Genomic DNA, 16,112 nt, shown 5'->3' on the forward strand with positions numbered 1-16,112 from the left:
ACGGATGGGCGGCAGCGCCGCATACTCTGGTCAACCCGCACGCCTGCCGCGTCCGTCATCCGAAAGGACCGACCATGCCCCGCCTGTGTCAGACCGAGGGTCTCACCGACATCCAGTCCGAGATCCTGAAGACGGTCAAGCAGTTCGTCGACGAGCAGATCATCCCGGTCGCCACCGACCTCGAGCACGCCGACGAGTACCCGACCGAGATCGTCGAGGGCCTCAAGGAGATGGGCATCTTCGGCCTGATGATCCCCGAGGAGTACGGCGGTCTCGGCGAGTCCCTGCTGACGTACGCGCTGGTGGTCGAGGAGATCGCCCGCGGCTGGATGAGCGTCTCCGGCGTCATCAACACCCACTTCATCGTCGCCTACATGCTGCTCAACCACGGCACCGAGGAGCAGAAGCAGAAGTACCTACCCCGCATGGCCGAGGGCGAGGTGCGCGGCGCGTTCTCGATGAGCGAGCCGGGCCTGGGGTCCGACGTCTCCGCGATCTCGACGAAGGCGAAGCAGACCGACGACGGCGGCTACGAGATCACCGGTCAGAAGATGTGGCTGACCAACGGTGGCTCCTCCACCCTGGTCGCCTGCCTGACCAAGACCGACGAGGGCGCCGACTCGGTCTACAAGAACATGACCACCTTCCTGCTGGAGAAGGAGGCCGGCTTCGGCGAGACCGCTCCCGGCCTGACCATCCCCGGCAAGATCGAGAAGATGGGCTACAAGGGCGTCGACACCACCGAGATGGTGCTGCAGAACCACAAGGTCTCCGCCGACCAGGTGCTCGGCGGCAAGCCCGGCCAGGGCTTCTACCAGATGATGGACGGCGTCGAGGTGGGCCGCGTCAACGTCGCCGCCCGCGCCTGTGGGGTCGCCAACCGCGCCTTCGAGCTCGGCGTCGCGTACGCCCAGCAGCGCGAGACCTTCGGCAAGCCGATCGCCCAGCACCAGGCCGTGCTGTTCCGCATTGCGGAGATGGCGACCAAGGTCGAGACCGCCCACGCGATGATGGTGCGCTCGGCCCGCCTGAAGGACAACGCCGGACGCGTCGACGTCGAGGCGGGCATGGCGAAGTACATCGCCGCCGAGTACGCCCACGAGGTCGTCGAGGCGAGCTTCCGCATCCACGGCGGCTACGGCTACTCCAAGGAGTACGAGATCGAGCGGCTCTACCGCGAGGTCGCCTTCCTGCTGATCGGTGAGGGCACGGCCGACATCCAGAAGATGATCATCGGCCGGTCGATGCTCAAGGAGTACAAGATCTGAGGTCGCGCACGCGCGCGCAGTCCTGACGGCAGGGCCGGCACTACGACCATCGTCCGATGGCGGCCGGCCCTGTCGTCGTTCATGCTTGAAGATGCGGCCGCGGGTACGCACCGGTCGGGCCGATCGGGGCATCGGCGCCCGCAGCGGTGGCGCCGATGCCCACCCGGGCGCGGTCAGCGGTCGAGGTTGTCCCGCGCCCACATCGCCGCGCTGGTGCGGTCCTGCACCCCGATGCGGCGGAACACGTTGCTCGCGTGCACCTTGACCGTGCGCTCGCTGATGCCGAGCTCGCGGGCGATCTGCTTGTTGGCGCGACCCTGGGCGATGAGGCCGAGCACCTCCCGCTCGCGGGCGCTCAGGTCGCCGCCGGGTGTGCTGTCGCCCGCCCGCGGCAGCAACGCGCGGGCGACGCGGGGGTCCAACGGTGCGTGCCCGAGCGCGGCGGACCGGATGCCTACCAGCACCGCCTCGGGGTCGGAGTCCTTCAGCAGGTAACCGATCGCGCCGGCCTCGAGCGCCTCACGGACACGGGAGGTGTCGGCGAAGGAGCTGAGCACGACGACCGCCCCCTCGAACCCCCGGGCGAACAGCGCCCGGGTCCCGGCGACCCCGTCGACCCCGGGCATCGACAGGTCCATGAGCACGACGTCGGCCGCGGAGTCGAGCGCGACCTCGACGGCCTCAGCGCCGTCGCCTGCTTCCCCGACGATCTCGAGGTCGGGTGCCGAGGAGCGCACCAGGCCGATCAGGCCGGTGCGTACGAGTGGGTGGTCGTCGACGACCACCACCCGCACCGGGGCCGGGGCCGGCGTCGAGGCGGATGATCCTGTCGAGCGTTCGTCGGTCACGTGGGGACCTCCATGATCCAGGTGCAGCCGTCGCCCGGTGCGGTCGAGACGGACAGCCGTGCGCCGTGGCGCGCGGCGACGTCAGCCATGACGCGGAGCCCGACGTGTCCGTGCTCGGGACGCTCCTGCACCTCGGTGAGGTCGAAGCCGAGTCCGTCGTCGGCCACCCGCAGCTCGGCGCCGTCCTCGACGGCCGCGAGGGCGATCGTGACGCGGTCGGCGCGCGCGTGGCGACGCACGTTGTGCAGGCACTCCCGGACGACGCGGAAGACGAGCCGCTCCTGCTCGGCGTCGAGCACGACCTCGTCGTCGATCGCGACATCGACGGAGATCCCGCGCGAGCGGAGGGTGCCGGCCAGGTCGTCGAGAGCGGCGGCGAGCCCTGACTGCTCGAGCGAGCGAGGATAGATGTCGACCAGCAGCGAGCGCAGACCCGCGATGCTGCTCCGCAGCGTGCTGCCGGCGTCCTCGAGATCCCGGCGCAGGTCGGGGTCGGACGCGGGGGCGCGGGCCGCCGCGCCGCTCAGGGCGAAGGAGGTGGCGGCCAGCTCCTGCACGACACCGTCGTGCAGGTCGCCGGCGATGCGACGCCGCTCCTCCGCGGACGCGTCGAGAGCTCCCTCCAGCAGCCGCTCCCGCGCGGCCTGCGCCTGCTGCAGACCGGACGTCAGTCGTCGGAGGAGGGGGAGGAGCAGCACCACGAAGACCAGGAGGGCGCTGATCGTGATGGCCGAGAACCCCCGGGTCAGGTCGTCGGCGCGGGTGTCGACGCTCTCGTACGTCGCGTAGATCTCGAACAGGACGGCGGTGCCCTCCGGCGAGCTGACCGGCCGGAAGACCTGCAGCAGCTCCTGCTGGGCGAGCCCGTCCGAGTACTGCAACGAGGAGAAGTCGACGACCGAGGCCTGCGTGGCGCCCGAGGCCAGCACCCCCGACCTCGCCTCGCCGAGGACGCGGCGCTCGCCGACGAGCCGCGGTTCGTCCGACCACAGGATGAGGCCGTCGTCGTCCCAGATGTTCGCCCGGACGAGGGTCGAGTCCTCGATCACGGGGCGTAGCAACCGGTCGAACTCGAGCAGGGCGGCAGGATCGCCGGTGACCACGCCCTCGGTCAGCGCCGAGCGCACCGCCGAGGTGGCGAGCACGTCCGCGGTGGTCGTGGCGTCGGCCAGGGCCTCCCGCTCGGCGAGAGCGCGCGCGGCGAGGACTCCTGCGAGGATCACGACGACGAGCACCAGCGCGGCGCGGACGGCGACGCTGCGTACGAGGTGGGCGTACGACGGGCCGTCGTGCGTGGTCCTCCCGGCCCCGGTGAGCTCGACGGGATCCGGGCCGGGATCACTGTCCTGGTCAGCGACAGGAGGTCGGCCGGCGGTGCCGGGACCCGGCGTCGTGGGCTGTGACACGGCAGGTCCCTTCTCCTGGGCGGGCGGACGGGCGGACAAGACGAGCAGGGCGCGCGGAATCATCGACGGAGGAGGCGCGCGACCACATGGTCGCCCGTCGCGGCCCCGGACGGAAGTCTCAGCCCCGGGTGTCGGGACCGGGGACGCCGACCTGGTCGGGGGCCCCCACGGCGGGGCCGCGGCCCGGCGGGCCCGAGGTGTCCGGGCGGCCTCGGCCCCTGCCCTTGCCTTGACCCGGCACGCCGTCCGGCGCACGGCCCGCGGGACGGTCGGGTCGGCCGGACGGGTCGGGGAGCGCGCTGGGTGCCGAGCCGGGTTGCGAGCCGGGCTGTGAGTCAGGCTGTGAGCCGGACTGTGAGCCAGGCGCTGGGCTGGGGGCGCGGCTCGGCTTGTCGGTGGGCGCGCCGCTGGGGGTCTTGCCGGGCTCTGGTGTCGGGACCTGGGAAGGGGCCTGGGACGGGACCTGGGACGGAACCTCGGACGGCACGTCGGTGGGCACCGCGGACGGCAGCGGCTTCGTGGGGGCACTCGGTGGTGGGGAGCCGGGCTCGCCCGGTCGGCCGCCGGACTGCCCGCCCTCCGCGGAGCCGCCCCGCCCGCCGGCCGGGTCCCGGGACGGGCCCTCGGCAGGGTCCTCGGCAGGGTCCTCGGTGGGGTCCTCGGCGGGGTCACCGCTCTGGCGGGCGGCCTGCTCGGCCCACCGCTCGGCCAGCCTCTCGGCGCGGATCTGCTGTCGCCGCTCGCGGGCCAGCTCCGCGGGCGACGGATCGGCGGTCTCGACGGTGAAGACCCTGGGCTCCTCGAGGCTGCGTACGGCTGTCTCGCCGCTGCCGATCGCGACCGCCGCAGGCACGGAGACGAGCACGAGCGCGGCCACCGTCAGGCCCAGCTCCTTCATCGTCCCTCCTCACCCCGTACGGACTTGCCGTGCCCGTGCCGTGCCTGTGCCGTGCCCGCACGGCAGGCGACACCTGCCCGCATGATTGTCGAGGAACCCCCGGCGCCGCCATGCGCCCTTGGTACTAGGTCGGCATCCGCCCCGACCGACGCCGCCCCGGACCCGTGCGCGACACCTCCGTGACGCCCCCGCGCACGATCGGGTCGCCGCAGGGCAGGATTGGGCCGACGCCCCCGACCGGCCCCGCCGGCACCACGACCGATCACGAGGAGCACGCATGCAGTTCGGCCGCAGCTACGAGGAGTTCGAGGTCGGCGCGACCTACAAGCACTGGCCCGGCAAGACGGTCACCGAGTTCGACGACCACATGTTCTGCCTGCTGACGATGAACCACCACCCGTTGCACCTCGACGTGAACTACGCCGAGGAGACCACCCAGTTCGGCAAGAACGTCGTGGTCGGCAACTACGTCTACTCGATCCTCCTGGGCATGAGCGTCCCCGACATCTCGGGCAAGGCGATCGCCAACCTCGAGATCGAGTCGCTGCGCCACGTCGCCCCCACCTTCCACGGCGACACCCTCTACGGCGAGACGCGGGTGCTCGACAAGTGGGAGAGCAGGAGCAAGGACGACCGCGGTGTGGTCCACGTCGAGACCATCGGCTACAACCAGGACGGCAAGGTCGTGTGCATCTTCCGCCGCAAGGTGATGGTGCCGAAGGACAGCTACCTCCAGGCCCGCGGCGGCGAGCAGCCCGGCCGGCCGGTGCCGCAGCCGGACAAGAACTGGCCCGGCCCCGACGCCGACACCGAGACCGGGCAGGGCTGAGCGGCATGGCCGAGGAGACGACCCCGGGCGAGGTGTGGCTCGTACGCCACGGGCAGACGACGTGGTCGAAGTCGGGCAAGCACACCTCCCACACCGACCTCGAGCTGACCGATGAGGGGGAGGAGGCAGCGGTCGCGCTGCGCGACCTGCTCACCGACCACACGTTCGGTCTCATCGTGTCGAGCCCGTTGAAGCGGGCCCGTCGTACGGCTGCGCTCGCCGGGTTCGACGACCCGCAGCTCGACGAGGACCTGCGCGAGTGGGACTACGGCGACTACGAGGGCCTGACCACCCCGGAGATCCAGGACCGCTACCAGCCCGGCTGGAGCGTGTGGACGCAGGCGACACCCGGCGGCGAGTCCGCCGACGAGGTGACCCAGCGGATGGACCGGGCCGTGGACCGCCTCCGGGAGGCGACCGCGGACGGTTCCGACGCCCTCGTCTTCGGCCACGGCCACGGGCTGCGCGCCCTGACCGCCCGGTGGCTCGGACTCGACGTCTCCGAGGGGCGACGCTTCGTGCTCGACACCGCGACCGTCTCCACCCTCGGTGACGACCGCGGCACCGCCGTCGTCACCTCCTGGAACGCCTGAGGAGCCCCCTCGTGAGCCTGGTCGCCGGCTGCCCGCGCTGCTCCTCCCCGGTGGTCTCGGAGGGGGAGCAGGTGCGCTGCCTCGAGCACGGCCTCACCCGGCCGCTGTGGATGCCGGGGGAGGCGACGTACGAGACCTTCGGGTTGCACCTGCGGCACGCCCAGGGCATGCCGACGCTCGTGCCGTGGCCGCTCGGTCCCGACTGGACCGTGACCCGGTTCGGCTCCGTCGGGGGCGGGGGCGAGTCCGTCCGCGCCACCGCGCTCAGCTGCGCCGGCACCTCCCTGCTCGACGGTCCGGTCGAGATCACGGTCGTGAGCGAGGAGCCCGGCACCGGGCTGGGGCGTCGTGTCGCCGGCACGCTGCACGAGGACCCGGGTGAGCAGATCCGCGCCGGTCGACCCGAGGTGCGTGTCCGCGTCGGCACCCGCCCGGTGCCGCTGTGGCCGATCTCGACCTCGGCCGCCGACGCCGAGTTCGACCGCTCCGTCTTCGCCGGGGAGTACGAGGGCCGCTGGCTGTGGCTGGTGCTGCGCCCTGCCTCGGCGGCGCTGCTGCTGCGCGACGACTGGATCCTCGCCGACGTCGCCGAGTTCGGCCCCGAGCTGGTCGAGATGAGCTTCGGGGGGCCGCCCCCGCCGTGGTGAGGGGAGGCAGGGGCGTACGCCGCCGCGGGGTGGCCGCCGCGGGTGTCCTCCTCGCGGCGCTCCTCATCGCGGCCATGGTCGCGACGCCCACGCCCGACCTGCCGGGTCGTGCGATCACCGGTCTGTCCCGAGCCTTCACGCTGGTCCCCGGCATCGGGGGCGGTCCGCGCACCTACGCGGCGGTCGAGGTCGGTCTCAACGTGCTGCTGTTCGTGCCGCTCGGACTCGCGCTGGCCGTGCTGCGGCCCGCGCGCGGCGCGCTGTGGGCCACCGGCGTCTGTTTCTGGGTGACGGTGGCCGTCGAGACCGGGCAGGGCGCGCTGCTGCCCGACCGCAGCGCGCAGGCCTCCGACGTCGTCGCGAACACGCTCGGCGGTGCCGTGGCGTACGCGGCCGCCGCGCTCGTCGTGCGGCGCCGCAGCGCCTCCCGGGCGCGGGAGCGGGAGATCGCCGCCGACATGGGTAGGACCACCCCATGACCCACGCAGACGTGACCACCGTCGACGCCGGCCCGCAGAAGGTCGCCCGCAGCATCGAGGTCGCCGCGCCGCCGTCGCAGATCTTCGCGCTCGTCGCGAACCCGCACCGGCACCACGAGCTCGACGGCTCCGGCACCGTCAAGGACAAGGTCTCCGGGCCCGAGCGCCTCACCGAGGGCGACTCCTTCACGGTCTCGATGAAGCAGTTCGGGCTGCCGTACAAGATCAAGAGCCGTGCGGTCGAGGTGAGCGAGGAGCCGGGTCACGCCGTGGTGGCCTGGAAGCACCCCATGGGTCACACGTGGCGCTGGGAGATGCAGCAGGTCGGCGAGGGGCGTACGCAGGTCACCGAGACCTTCGACTACTCCACCGCGCTGGTGCCGAAGGCGCTGGAGCTCGCCGGGTTCCCGAAGAAGAACGGCGAGGGCATCGCCTCCACGTTGCGCAACCTCGCCCGGCGCTTCTCCTGACCGCTCTCGGCGGGTGACCTACTTCCGTCCCATCGACTGCAGCCCGCCGAGCAGTCCCCACGGCGTGTGCCGCGCCAGCGTCGAGAGCGCCTTGTAGCGGCGGCTCGGCACCGACAGGCGCCTGCCGGCGTCGAGGTCCCGCAACGCCCCGTCGACGAGGTCGTCGACGTCGAGCCAGAGGAAGGACGGTACGGCGTCGCGCCCCACGTCCATGCGCTCGTGGAACTCGGTGCGTACGAAGCCGGGGCACAGCGCCATCACCTGCACCGCACCGTCGGTCGGCCTGCCGTAGGTGAGGTCGGCCCACTCACTGAGCGCCGTGACGTACGCCTTGGCCGCCCCGTAGGTGCCCCGCGGCAGGTAGCCCGCCACGCTGGAGACGTTGACGATTCGCCCTGACCCGCGGGCGACCATCGCCCCGAGAGCCGCGTGGGTCAGGCGCATCACCGCGGTCACCAGCACGTCGAGCATCTGCTGCTCGGCCTCCACGTCGTTGTCGAGCAGCGGCATCTTCAGTCCGAAGCCGGCGTTGTTGACCAGCAGGGCGACCGGCTCCACCGGGTCCGCCACGCGCGCCTCGAGCACCGCGAGGTCACTGCGCGAGGAGAGGTCGAGCGCCAGCACGTCCACCTCGACCCCGTGCGCGGCGCGCAGGCGCTGCGCCGTCTCCTCCAGCCGGGCGGTGTCGCGTGCGACCAGCAGCAGGTCGTGGCCGCGGGCGGCGAGGCGCTCGGCGAAGGCCAGACCGATGCCGGCGGTGCCTCCGGTGACGACGGCGAGGCCCGGGGCGGACGGGGGCGGGGTGGGAGCGATCGACTCGGCCATGCCCCGACTCTCCCAGACGCTGTGGCGACCCCGGGCGGCTGCGTGAGCAGACACACCCGCCCCGTGCGCGGCAGATCACGGGGACCGTTGCCGATCTGTTGCATGATGGCCAGCGATGACTACCACGCTCGCGGTCGCCAACCAGAAGGGCGGCGTCGCCAAGACCACCTCCGTGGCCTCGATCGGTGTGGCCCTCGCCGAGCTCGGGCACCGCGTGCTGCTCGTCGACCTCGACCCCCAGGCGTGCCTGACCTTCAGCCTCGGCATCGACCCCGAGGACCTCGAGCTGTCCGTGCACCACGTGCTCACCAAGGGCCTGGATCCGGCAGAGGTGCTGGTCACGACCGAGGACGCGGTCGACCTGCTGCCGGCGACCATCGAGCTCGCGCGCGCCGAGGCCGACCTGCTCACCCGCACCGGCCGCGAGCACGTCATCAAGTCCAGCCTCGAGGACCTCACCGAGTACGACTGGATCCTGCTGGACTGCCCGCCCTCGCTCGGCGTGCTGACCGTCGCCGCGCTGACCGCCGCCGACGGCGTCCTGGTGCCGCTGCAGTGCGAGACGCTCTCGCACCGTGGGGTGGGCCAGCTGCTCGACACCGTCCACGACGTACGCCGCTTCACGAACAAGAAGCTCGAGGTCTGGGGGGTCCTGCCGACCCTCTTCGACGGCCGCACCACCCACTCCCGCACCGTGCTCGAGACGATCTCGGAGACCTACGGCCTCGAGGTCGTCGAGCCCCCGATCCCGAAGTCGATCCGGTTCGCCGAGGCGCCCGCGGCCGGACGCTCGATCCTCGCCACGACGCGCTCGCACAAGGGCGCCGAGGCCTACCGCGAGGTCGCGAGGAACCTCGTCAACCGCGCCCGGCGCAAGGCCTGAGCCGCATGGTCGTCCCCGAGGCCGTACGCACCAGGCCGCGGGTGCGGTACGCCCGGATCTCCGCGCTCGTCTCCTCCGTCGCCGCGACCGCCGTCGCGACGCTCGGACCTCTCGGCGTGGTCGACTCCGCCACCCTCGCACCGACGGCCGCCGAGGCCGCCGAGCCCGCCGAGCCCGCCGGTCCTCCCGCGCCGCAGGCCGAGCCGTCCCGTGGTGCGGCCGTGCTGAGCGCCGCCGAGAGCACGCCCTACGACGCGCCGATCCCCACCCCGTCGGTCGAGCCCGTCCCCGAGGCGCCGCTGCCCGCAGACTCCGGCGAGGGCCGCCGAGCCGTCTTCTCCGAGTCCCAGCAGCGGGTGTGGCTCGTGGGCCGCGGCGGCGAGGTCAGGCGCACGTACCCGGTCTCCGGGTCGATCTACGACAACCTGGACCCCGGCTCGTACGAGGTGTTCTCCCGGTCCGAGCAGGCCTACGGCATCGACGACTCCGGTGAGATGAGGTTCTTCGTCCGCTTCACCGTCGGCGACAACGCCGCCATCGGCTTCCACTCCATCCCGACCAAGGACGGGCGGCGCCTGCAGACGCGCGCCGAGCTGGGCACGCCCACCTCCCACGGCTGCATCCGGCAGGCGCTGCCGGACGCCAAGGCCATGTGGCGGTTCGCCCAGCTCGGCGACGCGGTCGTCGTCGTCGCCTGAGGACTACCCCTCGGTCGCAGCCTGGCTGCTCTGGCCGCCCTGGCTGCCCTGGGGCGTCTCGACCGGCTTGCCGCCGCGGCTGCGCCGACGACGCCGGTTGCGGCTGCTCGACGACCCGCCCTGACCGCCCTGGCCGCCCTGACCGCCCTGACCGTTCGAGGCCTCGCCGCCACCGGAGGCGGCCCCGTCACCGGACTGGCCGCCCCGCGTACGCGTGCGGTTGCGCCCGCCGCCGGAGCGGGAGCCCGATCCGCCGGCCGAGCCACGCGAGCCACCGCGGGAGTCCTCGCGCTTCGGCTGCGGCGAGGGGTCCTTGATGCGACCCTTCGTGCCGGCGGGGATGTCGTGGTCGGCGAGGAAGTTCTCGCTCGAGGAGTAGGTCTCGACAGGCTCGTCGAAGGGCAGGTCGAGAGCCTTGTTGATCATCTTCCAGCGGTGCACGTCCGCCCAGTCCACGAGCGTGATGGCGACACCGGTCTTGCCGGCGCGACCCGTACGCCCGATGCGGTGCACGTAGGTCTTGTCGTCCTCGGGACTGGTGTAGTTGATGACGTGGCTGACCCCGGCGACGTCGATGCCGCGGGCGGCGACGTCGGTGGCCACCAGCACCCGCAGCTCGTCGTCGCGGAACCGCTTCAGCGCCTTCTCACGCGCCGTCTGCGCCATGTCGCCGTGCAGCGGCGAGGCGGGGAAGCCGCGGTCGGCGAGGTCGTCGGCGATGCGCTGCGCCTGCCGCTTCGTACGCGTGAAGATGATCGTCTTCGCCGACTCCGGCGACTGCAGCAGCCGACCGATCATCTCGGGCTTGTCCAGGTCGTGGGCCTGGTAGACGTACTGCGTCGTCTTCGGGACCGTTTGGTTCTCCGTCACCGACTCGGCACGGATGTTCATCGCCTGCCGCATGTGGGTGCGGGCCAGCGACACGATCGCCGAGGGCATCGTCGCGCTGAACAGCATCGTCTGGCGCGCCTTCGGCGTCAGCGCGAGCAGCCGCTCCACGTCGGGCAGGAAGCCCAGGTCGAGCATCTCGTCGGCCTCGTCGAGCACCAGGGTGCGGACGTGGCCGAGGTCCAGCGCCTTGCGGTTGGCCAGGTCCAGCAGACGGCCCGGGGTGCCGACGACGATCTCGACGCCGGTCTGCAGCGCGTCCAGCTGCGGCTCGAAGGGCGTGCCGCCGTAGATGCTGAGCACCCGGTGGCCGATGTCAGCGCTCGCCAGCGTGAGGTCGCCGTGCACCTGCAGGGCGAGCTCACGCGTGGGCGCCACGACGAGCGCCTGCGGCTTGCCCGGCGTCACCTTCTCGGCGTACGCGGGGTCGCTCGGCGGCGTCGCCCGCTGGATCAGCGGGATGCCGAACGCCAACGTCTTGCCGGTGCCCGTACGAGCCTGACCGATGAGGTCGGTGCCCTCCAGCGCGATCGAGAGGGTCATCTCCTGGATGGGGAACGGCTCCACGATGCCCGCCCGCTCGAGGGCGTCGGCGATGGGAGGAAGGACCCCGAGGTCTCTGAAGGTGGTCAGTATTCTGGCCTGTCTACTTGCTGTTCGGTGCACATCAGCCGGGTGCGAGCTGAGGAATGAGCAGTAGCGAGCATAGCCGCCGAACGGGGCTAGGCTGCCCAGCCATGAGCGACGCCACCTCCACGGAGTCCAGCCAGGCCCCGGTCCTGGTCCCCGCCGCCACGATGCCGGCGGGCGCCCCGGACGACGACCGCGACCTCTCGCCGGAGTACACCCAGGCCGTCGTGGACCTGCTCGGTGCCATCGCCTACGGCGAGATCAGTGCCTTCGAGCGGCTCGCCGAGGACAGCCAGCTCGCCCCCTCCCTCACCGACAAGCTCACGATGGCGACGATGGCGTCGGCGCAGCTCTCGCACGTCGAGGGCCTGCGTGCCCGCATCGAGGAGCTCGACGCCGACCTGCTCGCGGCCATGGCCCCGTTCCAGGAGTCCATCGACAGGTTCCACGAGCACACCGCCCCGCGTGACTGGTTCGAGGGACTGGTCAAGGCCTACGTCGGCGACCAGCTCGCTGCCGACTTCTTTCGCGAGATCGCCGAGCTGCTGGACCCGCGGACGCGCCACGTCATCATCGCGTCCCTGGCCGACATCGGGCAGACCGACTTCATCATCGACCGCGTCAACCGGGCCATCGCCGCCGACCACCGTCTCGGTGGACGCCTCGCCCTGTGGGGTCGCCGCCTCATGGGGGAGGCGCTCATCCAGGCCCAACAGGTCGCCGCCGAACGCGACAGCCTCACGGCCCTGCTCACCGGGGGAGCGGACGGGCGCCCCGGCATGGACCTCGCCGAGATCGGGCGCATGTTCACCCGGCTGACCGACCGGCACGCCCGGCGCATGGACAGGCTGGGGCTGGAGAGCTGAGCTGTTCGGCTCGCTGAGCTGTTCGGCTCGCTCCGCTCGCGTGTCCTCGCTCAGGCCCTCGTCTTCCCTCCTGCGCGCGCACGACCCGCTCGGCTGGCGCCTCGCGAGTCGTCCGTGCTCGTCAGTCCAGACGAGGTCCGCTCGGACGGACACCCCCGGTGGTCACCCGGACAGGCTGGTGCGAGGACACGCGAGCGGAGCGAGCCAAAAGACTCAGGCTCGTGTCTTCTTGCGAGTGTTGCGGCCAGTGATCGTGCTCGCCAGGACGACCAGCACCGCGGCGATACCGATGGACATCAGCCAGCGCCACACGTCGGAGCTGTCGGGGAGCTGCCACTCGAAGATGACGTTGGCGATCACGACACCGCCGATGCCGCACAGGATCGTCAGCCACAGCGGGGTGTTGTCGCGGCTGCTCGGAGCCAGGAACTTGCCGAACAGCCCGATGACGGTGCCGACGATGAGGAGGTAGACGTACAGCATGACGATCAGTTGCCCGCCACCGACCGAGGAGAAACCGTCAGGTCAGGAGCGGAAGCCGACCGTGCCCTGGGTCGGGGCGCCGAACTCGACGTACGCGACCTTGTCGCTGTCGACGAGCAGCGTGCGACCACGGGCATCGACCAGCGGCACCAGGCCGGCGGCGTCGTTGAGCTGCTTCGCCAGCTCCTCCGGGGTCGTCTCGAGGTCGATGTAGAGCTCGCGGGGCGCGCTCTGCAGGCCGATCTTGATCTCCATGGGTGATTCCTCAGCTCGAGTCAGTGGGTCGGGGGCGGTCGGAGCGGAGCTCAGCCCGCGTCCTCGGTGCGGGGGTATCCGCCGATGCCGCGCCAGGCCAGACCCGCCACGAGCCCGGCGGCCTCCTGGCGATCGATGTCGGAGCCGTCCAGCCAGTAGCGCGCGCTGACCTGCGCCATGCCTACCAGGGACACCGCGAGGAGCGTCGACTGGTCCTGGGTCAGGCCGGTGTCGGCGGCGATCACGCGAGTGATCAGGTCCGCGCACTCGTCGGTGACGTGGTCCACCCGCTGGCGTACGGCGGGCTCGGAGGTGACGTCGGACTCGAAGACGAGACGGAAGGCCCCGGAGTCGTGGGCGACGAAGTCGTAGAAGGCCGCCAGCGTCGCGGCCACGCGCTGCTTGTTGTCCTCGGTGGACTCCAGGGCGCGACGCACCTGGTCGATGACGGTCTCGCAGGCGGTGTCCAGCAGCGCCAGGTACAGGTCGAGCTTGCCCGGGAAGTGCTGGTAGAGCACGGGCTTGGACACGCCTGCGGCGTCGGCGACGTCGTCCATCGCGGCGGCGTGGTAGCCCTGCGCGGTGAAGACCTCCATCGCCGAGCCGAGCAGCTGGGCACGGCGGGCCCGCCGGGGGAGGCGCATGCCGCGGCGCACGGGGGAGGGGACGTCCACGCCGGGGACTCTAGCCGCGTGCGGCGTCCATCCCTCGGACCGTCGCCAGGCGGTGCGGACCGGTGCGGGAAGATCGGGACCGCCGTGCAGGTTGCACGGTCGAACGCTCCTGACCCCCACTCCCGTACGCCTAGGAGAGCCGTCGTGTCCTACCCCCCGCTCGTGGAGCCGGCCGCCCAGCTGAGCACCGACGAGGTCCGCCGCTACAGCCGGCACCTGATCATCCCCGACGTCGGCATGACCGGGCAGAAGCGCCTGAAGAACGCGAAGGTCCTGGTCATCGGAGCCGGTGGCCTGGGCAGCCCGGCACTGATGTACCTCGCCGCCGCCGGCGTCGGCACCCTCGGCGTCGTCGAGTTCGACGAGGTCGACGAGTCCAACCTGCAGCGGCAGATCATCCACGGGCAGTCCGACGTCGGCCGACCCAAGGCCGTCTCCGCGAAGGAGTCCGTGGCCGAGATCAACCCCCTGATCGAGGTCAGGGTGCACGAGGAGCGCCTCGACAACGACAACGTCTTCGAGATCATCGAGCCCTACGACCTCATCGTCGACGGCACCGACAACTTCGCCACGCGCTACCTCGTCAACGATGCCTGCTACTTCGCCGGCAAGCCGTACGTCTGGGGCTCGATCTACCGCTTCGACGGCCAGGCCTCGGTGTTCTGGCCGCACGCCCCGGGCGGCACGGCGCCGTGCTACCGGTGCCTGTACCCCGAGCCGCCCCCGCCCGGCATGGTGCCCAGCTGCGCCGAGGGCGGCGTGCTCGGCGTGCTCTGCGCGGCGATCGGCTCGATCCAGGTCAACGAGGCCATCAAGGTCATCACCGGCATCGGTGAGCCCGCCGTGGGCTCCCTGGTCGTCTACGACGCCCTGGAGCTGGAGTGGAACAAGGTCCGCATGCGCAAGGACCCGAACTGCGCTCTGTGCGGTGAGAACCCGTCGGTCACCGAGCTCATCGACTACGAGTACTTCTGCGGGGCCGTCAGCGACGAGGCGGCCGACGCCGCCGCCGGCTCCACGATCTCGGTGAAGCAGCTCGAGACGATGCTCGGTGAGCGCGAGGCCGGCGAGCGCGACTTCGTGCTGGTCGACGTGCGCGAGCAGAACGAGTTCGAGATCAACCGCATCCCGGGCTCGGTGCTGATCCCCAAGGGCGAGTTCCTCAACGGCAACGCCTTCGACCAGCTGCCCGCGATCGACTCGGGCACGCAGGTGGTGCTGCACTGCAAGTCCGGCGTCCGCTCCGCCGAGGCGCTCAACACCGTCAAGCAGGCCGGGTACGACGACGCCGTGCACGTCGGCGGCGGGGTCGTGGCATGGGTCGACCAGGTCGACCCGAGCCAGCCCTCGTACTGACCCGCCCTGGCGTCTCCTCCCCCTGCCGGTCTGGTCCGGCAGGGGGAGGAAACGTGACGTACGCCGCTTCTCGTCGTTGGCCGTGGAAACGAACTCGACCCCGAGGGAGATCCATGTCCGACAGCACCCGCCCGTCCGTCACCCGCAGCACCCGCAGCACCCGCCGTCTCGGGGCCGGAGCCGGCGCCCTCGCGCTGGCCTGCGCGGCGGTCGTCGCTCCCGGCCTCACGACCGCGGCCAGCGCGGCGCCGACGTACGCCCCGGTGGAGGAGGCCACGATCACGCCCGGCGTGCAGATGTACACCGGGGGCGGGCAGTGCACCGCCAACTTCGTCTTCGACGACGACGCGGGCAACGTCTTCGTCGGGTACGCCGCGCACTGCGCCGGTCTCGGTGAGGCCACCGACACCAACGGCTGCCAGGCGAGCTCGATGCCGCTCGGCACCCGCGTCGACTTCGTGCGCGGCGGGAGCCTGCTGGGCGCCGGCGAACGCCTCGGTGGCGGCACGCTGGTCTACTCCTCGTGGCTGGCGATGCAGGAGGCAGGCACGACCGACGAGAACGCCTGCGCCTTCAACGACTTCGCCCTGGTGCAGGTCGACGACGCCGATCTCGACCAGGTGAACCCGACGGTGCCCTTCTTCGGAGGCCCCACCGGCATCGACACCGACGGCACCCGACCGGGCGAGCAGGTCTTCTCCTACGGCAACTCCAGCCTGCGCGGCGGCATCGAGCTGCTCTCGCCCAAGCGGGGCGCCAGCCTCGGCGACTCCGGCGACGGCTGGAGCCACAGCGTCTACACCCTCACCCCGGGCGTCCCCGGAGACTCGGGATCGGGCTTCATGACCTCCGGCGGGGCCGCGCTCGGCACCCTCTCGACCCTCGCCCTGGCGCCGCTTCCGGCCTCCAACGGCGTCGGCGACCTGAGCCGAGAGCTGGCGTACGCGCAGCAGCACTCCGGCCTCGCCGGGCTCGACCTGGTCGAGGGCACCGAGCCGTTCACGCCGAACGGCTCGCTGGACGCCGTCGGCCTGCTCGACCTCGGCGGGCTCGGCGGGCTCGGCGGCGTTCTCGGAGGCCTGGGTTCGCGCCTCGGACGCTGACCGCACCGACCCG

The 16,112-nt window shown here is 71.8% G+C and carries 19 protein-coding genes; 11 read left to right on the forward strand and 8 right to left on the reverse strand.

Annotated elements, in window-relative coordinates; all coding sequences use genetic code 11:
- The first annotated feature begins 74 nt into the window (after positions 1-74).
- Positions 75-1,268, forward strand: a complete 1,194-nt coding sequence (locus KLP28_12555) for an acyl-CoA dehydrogenase family protein (protein QWC84399.1) — start codon at positions 75-77, stop codon at positions 1,266-1,268.
- 173 nt (positions 1,269-1,441) lie between these two features.
- Here KLP28_12555 and KLP28_12560 read toward each other — a convergent pair whose 3' ends face one another.
- The 3 genes from KLP28_12560 to KLP28_12570 all read right to left on the reverse strand — a co-directional run bounded on the left by KLP28_12560 (position 1,442) and on the right by KLP28_12570 (position 4,420).
- Positions 1,442-2,116: a response regulator transcription factor gene (locus tag KLP28_12560; protein QWC84400.1), complete on the reverse strand. Its 675-nt coding sequence runs from the start codon at positions 2,114-2,116 to the stop codon at positions 1,442-1,444.
- Positions 2,113-3,522, reverse strand: a complete 1,410-nt coding sequence (locus KLP28_12565; protein ID QWC84401.1) for a sensor histidine kinase — start codon at positions 3,520-3,522, stop codon at positions 2,113-2,115. The genes KLP28_12560 and KLP28_12565 overlap by 4 nt, the downstream gene beginning before the upstream one ends.
- A gap of 118 nt (positions 3,523-3,640) precedes the next feature.
- Positions 3,641-4,420 (reverse strand): hypothetical protein, encoded by a 780-nt coding sequence (locus tag KLP28_12570; protein ID QWC84402.1) that lies wholly within the window; start codon positions 4,418-4,420, stop codon positions 3,641-3,643.
- 277 nt (positions 4,421-4,697) lie between these two features.
- Here KLP28_12570 and KLP28_12575 point away from each other — a divergent pair, with 277 nt between their 5' ends.
- From KLP28_12575 to KLP28_12595, 5 genes are read left to right on the forward strand one after another with little or no spacing between them, the layout of a single operon-like run.
- Positions 4,698-5,249, forward strand: a complete 552-nt coding sequence (locus KLP28_12575; protein ID QWC84403.1) for a MaoC family dehydratase — start codon at positions 4,698-4,700, stop codon at positions 5,247-5,249.
- 5 nt (positions 5,250-5,254) lie between these two features.
- Positions 5,255-5,842: a histidine phosphatase family protein gene (locus tag KLP28_12580; protein ID QWC84404.1), complete on the forward strand. Its 588-nt coding sequence runs from the start codon at positions 5,255-5,257 to the stop codon at positions 5,840-5,842.
- An 11-nt stretch (positions 5,843-5,853) separates the two neighbouring features.
- Positions 5,854-6,489, forward strand: a complete 636-nt coding sequence (locus tag KLP28_12585; protein QWC84405.1) for a hypothetical protein — start codon at positions 5,854-5,856, stop codon at positions 6,487-6,489.
- The gene (locus tag KLP28_12590) at positions 6,486-6,968 is read left to right on the forward strand and encodes a VanZ family protein (protein ID QWC84406.1); all 483 of its coding nucleotides are present in this window, start codon (positions 6,486-6,488) and stop codon (positions 6,966-6,968) included. Before KLP28_12585 ends, KLP28_12590 begins: the two co-directional genes overlap by 4 nt.
- Positions 6,965-7,438, forward strand: coding sequence for an SRPBCC family protein (locus tag KLP28_12595; GenBank protein ID QWC84407.1), 474 nt, complete (start codon positions 6,965-6,967; stop codon positions 7,436-7,438). Before KLP28_12590 ends, KLP28_12595 begins: the two co-directional genes overlap by 4 nt.
- A gap of 18 nt (positions 7,439-7,456) precedes the next feature.
- Here KLP28_12595 and KLP28_12600 read toward each other — a convergent pair whose 3' ends face one another.
- Positions 7,457-8,263, reverse strand: coding sequence for an SDR family oxidoreductase (locus KLP28_12600; GenBank protein QWC84408.1), 807 nt, complete (start codon positions 8,261-8,263; stop codon positions 7,457-7,459).
- Positions 8,264-8,378: 115 nt separating this feature from the next.
- On the opposite strand from KLP28_12600, the gene KLP28_12605 reads away from it, so the two are divergent.
- Together KLP28_12605 and KLP28_12610 are read left to right on the forward strand one after the other, a co-directional pair.
- On the forward strand, positions 8,379-9,146 hold the full coding sequence (locus KLP28_12605) for a ParA family protein (GenBank protein ID QWC84409.1): 768 nt from the start codon (positions 8,379-8,381) through the stop codon (positions 9,144-9,146).
- A gap of 5 nt (positions 9,147-9,151) precedes the next feature.
- The gene (locus KLP28_12610; GenBank protein QWC84410.1) at positions 9,152-9,844 is read left to right on the forward strand and encodes a L,D-transpeptidase; all 693 of its coding nucleotides are present in this window, start codon (positions 9,152-9,154) and stop codon (positions 9,842-9,844) included.
- A gap of 3 nt (positions 9,845-9,847) precedes the next feature.
- On the opposite strand, the gene KLP28_12615 is transcribed toward KLP28_12610, so the two are convergent.
- Complete coding sequence (locus tag KLP28_12615; GenBank protein QWC86969.1) at positions 9,848-11,275, reverse strand: DEAD/DEAH box helicase; 1,428 nt, start codon at positions 11,273-11,275, stop codon at positions 9,848-9,850.
- 254 nt (positions 11,276-11,529) lie between these two features.
- Here KLP28_12615 and KLP28_12620 point away from each other — a divergent pair, with 254 nt between their 5' ends.
- Complete coding sequence (locus KLP28_12620) at positions 11,530-12,228, forward strand: ferritin-like domain-containing protein (protein ID QWC86970.1); 699 nt, start codon at positions 11,530-11,532, stop codon at positions 12,226-12,228.
- Between the two features lie 213 nt (positions 12,229-12,441).
- Here KLP28_12620 and KLP28_12625 read toward each other — a convergent pair whose 3' ends face one another.
- Genes KLP28_12625 through KLP28_12635 form a run of 3 tightly spaced genes read right to left on the reverse strand, consistent with a single transcriptional unit; the run spans position 12,442 to position 13,610 of the window.
- Positions 12,442-12,711 (reverse strand): GlsB/YeaQ/YmgE family stress response membrane protein, encoded by a 270-nt coding sequence (locus KLP28_12625; protein ID QWC84411.1) that lies wholly within the window; start codon positions 12,709-12,711, stop codon positions 12,442-12,444.
- A gap of 42 nt (positions 12,712-12,753) precedes the next feature.
- Positions 12,754-12,966, reverse strand: a complete 213-nt coding sequence (locus KLP28_12630) for a DUF3107 domain-containing protein (GenBank protein QWC84412.1) — start codon at positions 12,964-12,966, stop codon at positions 12,754-12,756.
- Positions 12,967-13,016: 50 nt separating this feature from the next.
- Positions 13,017-13,610 (reverse strand): TetR/AcrR family transcriptional regulator, encoded by a 594-nt coding sequence (locus tag KLP28_12635; GenBank protein QWC86971.1) that lies wholly within the window; start codon positions 13,608-13,610, stop codon positions 13,017-13,019.
- A 174-nt stretch (positions 13,611-13,784) separates the two neighbouring features.
- Here KLP28_12635 and moeZ point away from each other — a divergent pair, with 174 nt between their 5' ends.
- Positions 13,785-14,996 carry an adenylyltransferase/sulfurtransferase MoeZ gene (moeZ, locus tag KLP28_12640; protein QWC84413.1) on the forward strand — a complete coding sequence of 404 codons (1,212 nt, stop codon included), beginning with the start codon at positions 13,785-13,787 and terminating at the stop codon, positions 14,994-14,996.
- A 113-nt stretch (positions 14,997-15,109) separates the two neighbouring features.
- On the forward strand, positions 15,110-16,099 hold the full coding sequence (locus KLP28_12645; GenBank protein ID QWC84414.1) for a hypothetical protein: 990 nt from the start codon (positions 15,110-15,112) through the stop codon (positions 16,097-16,099).
- Positions 16,100-16,112 lie beyond the last annotated feature (13 nt).

This window comes from Nocardioidaceae bacterium (genome assembly GCA_018672315.1).
Taxonomy (GTDB): Bacteria; Actinomycetota; Actinomycetes; order Propionibacteriales; family Nocardioidaceae; genus TYQ2.

Excerpts from the sequence above, each read along its gene's own strand:
- KLP28_12570 (QWC84402.1), bottom strand. The coding sequence starts at position 4,420 with ATGAAGGAGCTGGGCCTGACGGTGGCCGCGCTCGTGCTCGTCTCCGTG.
- KLP28_12575 (QWC84403.1), top strand. The coding sequence starts at position 4,698 with ATGCAGTTCGGCCGCAGCTACGAGGAGTTCGAGGTCGGCGCGACCTAC.
- KLP28_12605 (QWC84409.1), top strand. The coding sequence starts at position 8,379 with ATGACTACCACGCTCGCGGTCGCCAACCAGAAGGGCGGCGTCGCCAAG.
- KLP28_12580 (QWC84404.1), top strand. The coding sequence starts at position 5,255 with ATGGCCGAGGAGACGACCCCGGGCGAGGTGTGGCTCGTACGCCACGGG.
- KLP28_12625 (QWC84411.1), bottom strand. The coding sequence starts at position 12,711 with ATGCTGTACGTCTACCTCCTCATCGTCGGCACCGTCATCGGGCTGTTC.
- KLP28_12610 (QWC84410.1), top strand. The coding sequence starts at position 9,152 with ATGGTCGTCCCCGAGGCCGTACGCACCAGGCCGCGGGTGCGGTACGCC.
- KLP28_12555 (QWC84399.1), top strand. The coding sequence starts at position 75 with ATGCCCCGCCTGTGTCAGACCGAGGGTCTCACCGACATCCAGTCCGAG.
- KLP28_12645 (QWC84414.1), top strand. The coding sequence starts at position 15,110 with ATGTCCGACAGCACCCGCCCGTCCGTCACCCGCAGCACCCGCAGCACC.
- KLP28_12635 (QWC86971.1), bottom strand. The coding sequence starts at position 13,610 with ATGCGCCTCCCCCGGCGGGCCCGCCGTGCCCAGCTGCTCGGCTCGGCG.
- KLP28_12630 (QWC84412.1), bottom strand. The coding sequence starts at position 12,966 with ATGGAGATCAAGATCGGCCTGCAGAGCGCGCCCCGCGAGCTCTACATC.
- KLP28_12615 (QWC86969.1), bottom strand. The coding sequence starts at position 11,275 with ATGACCCTCTCGATCGCGCTGGAGGGCACCGACCTCATCGGTCAGGCT.
- KLP28_12595 (QWC84407.1), top strand. The coding sequence starts at position 6,965 with ATGACCCACGCAGACGTGACCACCGTCGACGCCGGCCCGCAGAAGGTC.
- KLP28_12600 (QWC84408.1), bottom strand. The coding sequence starts at position 8,263 with ATGGCCGAGTCGATCGCTCCCACCCCGCCCCCGTCCGCCCCGGGCCTC.
- KLP28_12620 (QWC86970.1), top strand. The coding sequence starts at position 11,530 with ATGCCGGCGGGCGCCCCGGACGACGACCGCGACCTCTCGCCGGAGTAC.